The 9,037-nt window shown below is 72.8% G+C and carries 10 protein-coding genes; 8 read left to right on the top strand and 2 right to left on the bottom strand.

The window, feature by feature from the left end; all coding sequences use genetic code 11:
• From ACZ7MY_RS10460 to ACZ7MY_RS10445, 4 genes are all read left to right on the top strand, one after another.
• Nucleotides 1-963: N-acetylmuramoyl-L-alanine amidase (locus ACZ7MY_RS10460; RefSeq protein WP_499600919.1), on the top strand; the 963-nt coding region annotated here is incomplete at its 5' end.
• 162 nt (nucleotides 964-1,125) lie between these two features.
• On the top strand, nucleotides 1,126-1,602 hold the full coding sequence (locus ACZ7MY_RS10455; protein ID WP_499600918.1) for a hypothetical protein: 477 nt from the start codon (nucleotides 1,126-1,128) through the stop codon (nucleotides 1,600-1,602).
• An 86-nt stretch (nucleotides 1,603-1,688) separates the two neighbouring features.
• Nucleotides 1,689-3,134, top strand: coding sequence for a glyceraldehyde-3-phosphate dehydrogenase (locus ACZ7MY_RS10450; protein WP_499600917.1), 1,446 nt, complete (start codon nucleotides 1,689-1,691; stop codon nucleotides 3,132-3,134).
• A 125-nt stretch (nucleotides 3,135-3,259) separates the two neighbouring features.
• Nucleotides 3,260-4,000 (top strand): GNAT family N-acetyltransferase, encoded by a 741-nt coding sequence (locus ACZ7MY_RS10445; protein WP_499600915.1) that lies wholly within the window; start codon nucleotides 3,260-3,262, stop codon nucleotides 3,998-4,000.
• A 27-nt stretch (nucleotides 4,001-4,027) separates the two neighbouring features.
• Here the strand turns inward: ACZ7MY_RS10445 and ACZ7MY_RS10440 are convergent, their stop codons facing one another.
• Nucleotides 4,028-4,609 (bottom strand): TetR/AcrR family transcriptional regulator, encoded by a 582-nt coding sequence (locus tag ACZ7MY_RS10440; RefSeq protein ID WP_499600913.1) that lies wholly within the window; start codon nucleotides 4,607-4,609, stop codon nucleotides 4,028-4,030.
• Nucleotides 4,610-4,696: 87 nt separating this feature from the next.
• Between ACZ7MY_RS10440 and ACZ7MY_RS10435 the strand changes: the two genes are divergently transcribed.
• The 4 genes from ACZ7MY_RS10435 (at nucleotide 4,697) to ACZ7MY_RS10420 (ending at nucleotide 7,749) form a co-directional block, all read left to right on the top strand.
• Nucleotides 4,697-5,065 carry a DUF4267 domain-containing protein gene (locus ACZ7MY_RS10435; RefSeq protein WP_499600911.1) on the top strand — a complete coding sequence of 123 codons (369 nt, stop codon included), beginning with the start codon at nucleotides 4,697-4,699 and terminating at the stop codon, nucleotides 5,063-5,065.
• An 86-nt stretch (nucleotides 5,066-5,151) separates the two neighbouring features.
• A complete protein-coding gene (locus tag ACZ7MY_RS10430) occupies nucleotides 5,152-5,643 on the top strand; it encodes a cupin domain-containing protein (RefSeq protein WP_499600910.1) in 492 nt (163 codons plus the stop codon).
• Between the two features lie 37 nt (nucleotides 5,644-5,680).
• Nucleotides 5,681-6,406, top strand: a complete 726-nt coding sequence (locus ACZ7MY_RS10425) for a DUF2625 family protein (RefSeq protein ID WP_499600909.1) — start codon at nucleotides 5,681-5,683, stop codon at nucleotides 6,404-6,406.
• Between the two features lie 101 nt (nucleotides 6,407-6,507).
• The gene (locus ACZ7MY_RS10420; RefSeq protein ID WP_499600908.1) at nucleotides 6,508-7,749 is read left to right on the top strand and encodes a serine/threonine-protein kinase; all 1,242 of its coding nucleotides are present in this window, start codon (nucleotides 6,508-6,510) and stop codon (nucleotides 7,747-7,749) included.
• An 11-nt stretch (nucleotides 7,750-7,760) separates the two neighbouring features.
• Here the strand turns inward: ACZ7MY_RS10420 and ACZ7MY_RS10415 are convergent, their stop codons facing one another.
• Nucleotides 7,761-8,603, bottom strand: a complete 843-nt coding sequence (locus tag ACZ7MY_RS10415) for an undecaprenyl-diphosphate phosphatase (RefSeq protein WP_499600906.1) — start codon at nucleotides 8,601-8,603, stop codon at nucleotides 7,761-7,763.
• Nucleotides 8,604-9,037: the final 434 nt, after the last annotated feature.

Below are 9,037 nucleotides of genomic sequence, written 5' to 3'. Positions count from 1 at the left end.
TACTCGTCCAACATGCACTCCATCGGCATCGAGCACGAGGGCTTCGCCGCGCACGGGGCCGACTGGTACACCGAGGCGCAGTACGAGGCCACCGCGGAGCTGGTGAAGTACCTGGCCGAACGCTTCGACATCCCGCTGGACCGGCAGCACATCGTCGGCCACGACAACGTTGTCGGCCCGTCGTCGGCGACCGTGTCCGGCATGCACTGGGACCCGGGTCCGCGGTGGAACTGGGAGCACTTCATGGACCTGGTCGGCGCGCCCGCCGAGGGCAAGCGCGGGGTCGGCGACGTCGGCTCGGTGGTGACCATCGCCCCCGGGTTCGAGCACAACGAGCAGACCGTCGAGATCTGCCCGAGCGACGACCCGACCGGTGCCACCCCCGAGTGCACCAAGGTGACGCAGCCGTCGAACTCCCTGTTCGTGCGCACCGCCCCCAGCGACACCGCGCCCCTCTTCGGTGACCAGGCGATCCACTCCGGTGGCGACGGCACCGACCGGATCAACGACTGGGGCAACACCGTGCAGGCCGGCCAGCAGTTCGTGGTCGCCGGCAAGGAGGGCCCCTGGACCGCGATCTGGTTCAGCGGCGCGAAGGTGTGGTTCCACAACCCGAAGGGTGCCAACACCCTCGTGGCGCGCGGTGGTTACACCCTGATCAAGGCCGGCGTCACCCCCGCCACGCCGCCCGCCAAGGTGTACGGCTCCAGCTACCCGGACGCCGCGGAGTACCCGGCCGGCTACGGCGCCTCCACCCAGGCCCCGCTGAGCATGTACTCGATCCCGTCCGGCCAGGCCTACGTCGCCACCGCGGCGCCGGCCCTGACCGACGACTACTTCAAGGCCGACGGCAAGGTCGTCTTCGGCGCCAAGAAGATGTACACCATCCAGTTCAACCACCGCACCGCCCTGGTGTACGCGAACGACGTCATCGCCACGCAGCGCCCCGCGCACAACGGCTGACACGCGTACGACGCAGTGAGGGTGGGGCCCGTGAGCCACGGCTTCCGGGCCCCACCCGCGTCCGGGCCCCCGGTCCTCCCCCCATCCCGCCCTCCGGCCGGCGACCGGTCCGGCAGCGCGGCGAGCGCCGGCTCGCCGACCGCACCACTTCTGGAGCCACAGGTGCGCACAGCACTCCTGCCCGCAGCCCTCGCCACCGCCGCCCTGGGGGTGTCCGCCGTCTCCTGCGCGGACGCGCCACGCACCGGTGACGACCCCCGTCCCGGCGGCACGGCCGCCGAGGCGCCCGCGCAGGAACTGCGGGTCGGGGCCGTCTGCTCCTCCCACTTCGCGTTCGCCACCGACGTCTCGTGCGGGCTGGTGGAGCTCGGCGACGTCCGCTTCCACTGCGCGGGCGAGCACGACGGCCCCTGTCCCCGGACCCGTTCCGTGACGTTCGAGAACATCGGCAGGACCTCGGTGCGACTGGTGGCGGTCAGCGGCTCGGTGCCGGGGGAGCGGCACGAGAGCGTGTCCCGCGCGCTGCCGACCGGTGCCCGGGCGGTCGTGGCGCCGCGGGCCGGCGACCGGTTCCTCTACGACGTCCTCCTGCGCGCGCGGACCGGTTCGGCGGCTGTCGGGGTCGTCGCGGTCTCCTGAAGGCAGTGGGCGGCGGGACCCGCAGGGAAGCACGAGATGGCGGTGTGGTTAACATATGAGCACCGCCTAGCTCGAAAGATAAGCCTGTGACTGTCAATGACGACTCGTTCACCGACTGGAAGCACCGCGAGGAGATCGCGGAATCGATGATCCCGATCATCGGGAAGCTGCACAGGGAGCGGGACGTGACCGTCCTGCTGCACAGCCGCTCCCTGGTGAACACGTCGGTGATCAGCATCCTCAAGGCCCACCGGTTCGTCCGGCAGATCGCCGGGGAGGAGCTGTCGGTCACCGAGACGCTGCCGTTCCTGCGGGCCCTCACCACGCTCGACCTCGGACCCTCCCAGATCGACCTCGGGATGCTCGCCGCGGGCTACCGGGACGACGACCGCGGGCTGTCTGTCGAGGAGTTCACCGCGCAGGCCGTCGCGGGCGCCACGGGTGACGGCAAGATCGAGCGCCGGGAGCCGCGCGACGTCGTCCTCTACGGCTTCGGCCGCATCGGCCGTCTCCTGGCCCGGCTGCTGATCGAGAAGGCCGGGTCCGGCAACGGCCTGCGGCTGCGTGCCGTCGTCGTCCGCAGGGGCTCCGGGCAGGATCTCGTCAAGCGCGCCTCGCTGCTGCGCCGCGACTCCGTCCACGGCCAGTTCCAGGGCACCATCACCGTGGACGAGGCGAACGGCACCATCATCGCCAACGGCAACGTCATCAAGGTGATCTACGCCGACGACCCGGCGTCGGTCGACTACACCGCGCACGGCATCAAGGACGCCATCCTCATCGACAACACCGGCCGGTGGCGCGACCGCGAGGGACTGTCGCAGCACCTGCGGCCCGGTGTCGACAAGGTCGTCCTGACCGCGCCGGGCAAGGGGGACGTGCCCAACGTCGTCCACGGCGTCAACCACGACATGATCAAGCCGGACGAGCGGATCCTGTCCTGCGCCTCCTGCACCACCAACGCCATCGTGCCGCCGCTGAAGGCGATGGCCGACGAGTACGGCGTCCTGCGCGGCCACGTCGAGACGGTCCACTCCTTCACCAACGACCAGAACCTGCTGGACAACTACCACGGCTCCGACCGCCGTGGCCGCTCGGCGGCGCTCAACATGGTCATCACCGAGACCGGCGCCGCCTCGGCCGTCGCCAAGGCGCTGCCCGACCTCAAGGCGAAGATCACCGGCAGTTCGATCCGCGTGCCCGTACCGGACGTCTCGATCGCGATCCTCAGCCTGCAGCTCGGCCGCGAGACCACCCGCGAGGAGGTCCTCGACCACCTCCGCGAGGTGTCGCTGACCTCGCCGCTCAAGCGCCAGATCGACTTCATCAGCGCGCCCGACGCCGTCTCCAGCGACTTCGTCGGCTCGCGGCACGCCTCGATCGTCGACGCCGGCGCCACCAAGGTCGACGGTGACAACGCCATCCTCTACCTCTGGTACGACAACGAGTTCGGCTACTCCTGCCAGGTCATCCGGGTCGTCCAGCACGTCTCCGAGGTCGAGTACCCGACCTACCCGGCCCCGCGGGCCTGACGGTCCGGCGCGCCGGTGCGCCGCCGCGGCCCCGGCCGCAATTCGTTTGCGCGCACCGGCGGGCGGCCCGCAGCATGGGCCGCATGAGAGCGATGCCGACGCCGGCGGGCGGGTACTGAGTGACCGTGCACGAGGAAGAGCGCCTGGTCCTGCGCGGGCCCGGGGGACTGCCGGAGCTGACGTACGTCGAGGGGGTCCGGGACGGCCGCCCGTGGGCCGACCTCGCCCAGGCGGTGGGGCCCGACCCCGTCCCGGCCGTGCTCGCGGGCATGCGGGGCTGGGCCGTGTCGGGTTCCGTCGAACTCGGCGAGCAGCTCGTACGGCACGGTGCCCGGGTGCTCCGGCACGCGCACGGAATGGCGCGGGACCTCGTCGCCGACCCCCCGCCGCGCGAGTGGGCCACCTCGCCCCTGCCGGACGGGCTGCGCGCGGTGCCCTGCGACCGCGGGGCCCGGGAGCTGTTCCCCGCCTGGCGCGCCGCCTTCGGCCCCGGTCATCCCGACCACGTCCAGGGCGGCGACGAGGAGGCCCTCGACAGCCAGCTGGCCCCGCTGCTGGCGGGCGCCGTGCTCGGGCCCGTCCTGCCGTGCAGCACCCTGGCCGTCGACGAGGCCGACCAGGTGGTCGCGGGGGTCGTCGTGACGGACCGGGACGGCCTCCCGTGGGTCACGACGGTCTTCCGGCAGCCGGATTCCCGCTACGCCGGTCTCGGTTCGCGGCTGCTGCGCCGGGTGCTGGCGGACGCGGCGGCGAGCGGTCTGCCGCGGATCGGCCTGGCGGTGAGCGACGCCAACCCCGCCCGCCGGCTGTACGAGCGGCTCGGGTTCGCCGTCACCGACACCTCACTCACCGTCCTCGTCCCCTGAGGGACCCGGATGCCACCGGCGGCGGGTTCAACCGCCGCCGGTGAAGCGGGCGTTCAGCAGGGCGAGCCGGCGCCCGTGCGCCGCCTCCGGCAGCCGTCCGCTGCGCATCAGGGTGACCAGGCCGTGCAGGGCGGCCCAGTAGGTCTCCGTGAGGAGGTCCGGTGCGTCGCCGGCACCCGCGACCGGCTCGACGGCCCGCAGCAGTTCGCCGAACGCCTCGCGCAGGGCCGCCGGGGCCTCGGGCGTGGCGAACGGCAGGCCGACGTGGTGGGTGAACATCGCGTCGTAGAGGGCCGGCCGCCGCCGCGCGAAGTCCGTGTACGCCTCGCCCACCGCGGCGAAGGTCTCGCGTGGGCCCGGCGCCTCGGTGCGCGCGCGGCGCAGATCGGCGGCGAGTTCCGCGAAGCCCTGCACCGCGACGGCGGCCATGATGGCGTCCTTGCCCTTGAAGTGGCTGTACAGGACGGGCTGGCTGTACTCGATCTCGGCGGCCAGCCGCCGTGTGGTGACCGCGTCCCAGCCCTCGGCCTCGGCCAGCTCCCGCGCGGCCGTGATGATCAGCTGCTCGCGGTCGGCTCGCTCGCGCTCCCGGCGCGTCCGGATCGTCATGACGGGATTCTAGCATTGCTAGACCTTCTGTCGATGCTCTGCTAGCTTCGCTCTTGCCCCTAGCGCTGCTAGCAAGGAGTTCCGGAGATGACCGTCACCGCGTACGCCCTCGCCGTCGTGCTCGACCTGCTGGTGCTCTTCGTCGGAGCCCGGTTCTTGTTTCAGCCCCGCCCCGCGGCCGCCGCGTACGGCGTGCCCGCCGAGGGGGACGGGGCCGGCGCCTACCTCGCCGTCAAGGGGGTGCGGGACGCGACCTTCGGCGTGATGGGCCTGGCCCTGCTAGCCCTCGCCGGCGCCCACGCCGAGGCCTGGTTCATGCTGGTCGTGGCGCTCGCCCCGCTCGGCGACACCTGGATAGTCCTGCGCCACGGCGGCACCAAGGCGGTCGCGTTCGGCATCCACTTCGCCACCGCGGTCGCCGTCCTCGTCAGCGCCGCCCTGCTCTTCGCGGTGTGAACCGGCGTTCCCGAAGACCCGTCACGGCCCGTCAGGCCCCGGCAAGATCCGTCACGACCCGGCACCACCCGGACAAGGAGCCCGCCATGTCATTGATCGTGTCCGACTTCGACGCTTCCGTGATCGTCCGCTCCACCGAGGCCGAGGTCATCGGCCGCGCCCCCACCACCGTCCGGCTGCTCGCCGACAGCAGTGCGACGGGCGGCGCGCTCTCCACCCAGCGCGTGACCCTGACCGGCGGCGCCGACGGCGCCCGGCCGCACCGGCACGACAGGTCGGCCGAGATGTTCTACATGCTGGACGGCGAGGCCCGGTTCCTGTCCGGGGACGAGGTCGTCACGGCCGGAGCCGGCGACCTGGTCGTCGTCCCGCCCGGCCGCCCGCACGCCTTCGCCGCGGCGCCCGGCTGCGACGCCGACATGCTCATCGTCATCACCCCGGGCGTCGAACGCTTCGAATACTTCCGCCACTTGCAGCGGATCGCCCTGGGCGAGGCCACCCCGGAGAGCCTGCTGGAGGTGCAGGAACGGTACGACACCCACTTCCTGCACAACGCCGCCTGGGACCGGCGGGGCTGAGTCCGGCGGGCCGGGGCCCGGCTGGGATCATCCTCGGATGCGCCAGATCGACGAGTTGACCGACGTGGACGCCCCGGCCTGGCCGGAGCTGGAGACCATGCTCACCGCCGCCCCCGTGCCCGTCCGGGTGCTGCCCGCGGATCCCGGCGAAGGGCGCCGGTGCCTGCTGCAGTTGCAGGTGACGGCCCGGTCGGCCCTGGGCGCCCTGGTGCTGAACACCGGCGGGCTGCTCCTGGACGACGGATGGGTGCGGGTGTTCGGCGGCGGCGGGACGGCCGAGGGGGGCCTGCCGAGCCTGGGGCGGGTCAACCGCTTCCCGGCGGCCTTCGACCCGTCCTGGCACCCCGGCACCGGGCTCGTCGTCGGCCAGGACGTGCTGGGCGGGGTGTTCGCACTCAACGGCCACGATCCCGCGGCCGTGGGACGCCCCGGCGCGCCCGGCCGGATGACGTACTTCGCGCCCGACACCCTCGCCTGGGAGGCGATGGACATGGGTTACGCCGAGTGGGTCGCCTGGCTGCTCTCGGGGCGGACGGCGATGTTCTACGAGGGGCTGCGCCCGCCGGCGTGGCGCGAGGACGCCGCGGCACTCGCCCCCTCGCAAGGGCTCGCCGTGTACCCGTTCCTGTGGTCCGAGGAGGCGCACGCCGACCTCGCGGCGACGACCCGGACGGCGGTCCCGATGCGCGAACTCCTGGGCACCGCCGCCGACTTCGCCCGGCGGACGGGCCCGGCCGACCCGGGGTTCCTCGGCGAGGTGTGAGCCCCCGGCGGTTGCGGCCGCAGGTCACCGCGGGTGCGCGGGTGAAGTACCTTAAGGGGGGTCTGGTTTGGCTCGCGGGATCGAGGTCGTACGACGTGCTGGTGGCGGATCGGTATCGCTTGGACGCGCCCATCGGCCGCGGCGGCATGGGCGAGGTGTGGCGGGCGACCGACGAGGTGCTGGGACGTTCCGTCGCGGTCAAGCTGCTACTGGGCGACGGTTCCGACCCCTCGGCGGCCGCGCGGTTCCGGCTGGAGGCGCAGACGGCCGCGCGTCTGGGGCACCCGCACGTCGTGGCGGTCTTCGACTTCGGGGCCTGGGACGGGCGGTTCTTCCTCGTCATGGAACTGGTCGAAGGCGACAGCCTCGCCCAGTTGCTGGAGGCCGGGCATCTGCTGACCGCCGATCACGTCGCGGTCGTCGCCGCGCAGGCCGCCGCGGGACTGGCGGCCGCCCACCAGCAGGGCATCGTCCACCGCGACATCAAACCGGGCAACCTGATGCTCGACGCCGCGGGATCGCTCAAGATCGGCGACTTCGGGATAGCCCGGTTCGTCGACGACCCCGCCGCCGGGCTCACCATGACCGGGCAGATCGTCGGCACCAGCCTCTACCTCGCGCCCGAACGGGCCCTGGGCCGGACGGCGGGACCCGCCTCCGACGTGTACGCGCTCGGCTGCGTCCTCTACCAACTGCTGACGGGCCGCGCGCCCTTCCAGGGCGACAGCGCGACGGCGCTGCTCTACCAGCACATCGACAGTGCGCCCGTGCCGCCCTCCCAGCTGGGCGCCGACCTGCCCTCCGCCTTCGAGGACTACCTGCTCGGGCTCCTGGCCAAGCAGCCCGAGGAGCGGCCGACGGCCCAGGACGTCGCCGACTGGTTCCGTACGGACGCGTGGCGCGCGCACTCCGTCCCGTCGCCGGCCACCGTGCCGCCGCACGGCGCCCCGGGCGGGGCCGGGCACGAGGCCGGTACGGCGGCGCTGGTCCGGCCGCCGGCGACGCGCTCGGCACGCAGCGCCCGTTCGGCGGCGTCGGCGTCCAGGCGGCGGGCCGCGCCGGCGCAGCGACGCACCCCCCGTGAGTTCATCCGCTACCGGCCCCGCGTCGCGAGCGCCATCGCCGGGGTGGTGGCCTTCGTGGTGGCCGTGATCCTCGGCATGGTCTGGTTCTCGCCGGACAGCAGTTCCGCGAAGACCCCCACCGACGGTCCGAGCGCGACGTCGACCGAGGGGAGCGGGTCCTCGCCCGGGTCGCTCACGCCGTCCGCCGGCCAGGGCGGCGGTCAGGGTGACGACGACCAGGGCGACGACCGGGGTGACGAGTCACAGGACGAGGACTGAGCCCCCGGTGGTCAGCCCACGCCGCCCGCGCCCGGCGCGACGGCACCCGCCGCGACGAGCCCCAGGATCAGCACGCCGAGCAGCACGCGGTAGACCACGAACGGCGTGAAGCTGTGCGTGGAGACGTACTTGAGGAACCAGGCGATGGCCGCGTAGCCCACGGCGAAGGCGATCCCGGTGGCGAGCAGCGTCGGCCCCCAGGCGGGGGCGGACCCGTCGCCGATCTTGAACAGCTCCAGCGTGCCGGAGGCGAGCACCGCCGGGATGGCCAGCAGGAACGAGTAGCGGGCGGCCGCCTCACGGCTGTAGCCGAGGAAGAGCCCCGCGCTGATCGTGCCGCCGGAGCGGGAGACACCGGGGATGAGGGCGAGCGACTGCGCGAAGCCGTACCCGAGGGCGTGCGGGAGGGTCAGCTCGCTGATGGGCTTGGCCTTGCGGATCGCCCGGGTCCGGTCGGCCACGGCGAGGACCAGTCCGAAGAGGATCAGCACGGCGCCGGTGATCCGCAGGTCGCGCAGGGACGTCTCGATGCTGTGCTGGAAGACGGCGCCGAGCACCGCGATGGGGACCGTCCCGATGATGACGAACCAGCCCATGCGGGCGTCGGGGTCCTTGCGCCGGTCGGGCACGAAGAGGGACGTCGTCCAGGCCTTGACGATCGAGACGATGTCGCGGCGGAAGTAGATCAGCACCGCCGTCTCGGTGCCCAGCTGCGTCACCGCGGTGAAGGCGGAACCGGGGTCCTTCCAGCCGGCCAGGGCGGAGAACACGCGCAGGTGGGCGCTGGAGGAGACGGGCAGGAACTCGGTGAGCCCCTGCAGCAGGCCGAGGACGGCGGCTTCGAACCAGGACATCGGGGGGTGACTCCACGGATGGTCGGGTCGGCACGGCCCGGCGGACGGAGCCGCTCGGGTGAGGTGCGCGACATGAGGTCGTACGGCGGTCGTGGGGCGGTGGCGGTGCGGGTGGCCGGACGGGAGGGGGTGCGGCCCGCGGTGGAGCGGGCCGTGCGTTCACTCCTGTGGTTCCGTCGGCCCCTGCGGGCCACCCGCAGAACTACCGCGTCAGGTAAAGAAGTTCCCAAGACACCCACATGGCCGAGCGGAATCCCGCCGGTCGTGCGGTCGGGTCGCCCGTGCCACAGAAGGGCCGTCTCCATTGACGGCCTCCTTTGCGCTTCCTTTACCATGGGGGAAACCCGCCGTACCGAGCACGAAGAAGGAGCCGCGGTTCCCGCGATGGACCATCCACCGAGTACCGACCGTGTCACCCCCCGACAGACCCGCCG

The sequence above is a fragment of the Streptomyces sp. NPDC111520 genome, assembly GCF_055635295.1.
This window is presented reverse-complemented; position numbering and strand designations above follow the sequence as displayed.

What these genes read in the sequence shown, in the direction of transcription:
- ACZ7MY_RS10435 (WP_499600911.1), top strand. Translation starts at nt 4,697, where the DNA reads ATGACCGTCACCGCGTACGCCCTCGCCGTCGTGCTCGACCTGCTGGTG.
- ACZ7MY_RS10440 (WP_499600913.1), bottom strand. Translation starts at nt 4,609, where the DNA reads ATGACGATCCGGACGCGCCGGGAGCGCGAGCGAGCCGACCGCGAGCAG.
- ACZ7MY_RS10425 (WP_499600909.1), top strand. Translation starts at nt 5,681, where the DNA reads ATGCGCCAGATCGACGAGTTGACCGACGTGGACGCCCCGGCCTGGCCG.
- ACZ7MY_RS10415 (WP_499600906.1), bottom strand. Translation starts at nt 8,603, where the DNA reads ATGTCCTGGTTCGAAGCCGCCGTCCTCGGCCTGCTGCAGGGGCTCACC.
- ACZ7MY_RS10430 (WP_499600910.1), top strand. Translation starts at nt 5,152, where the DNA reads ATGTCATTGATCGTGTCCGACTTCGACGCTTCCGTGATCGTCCGCTCC.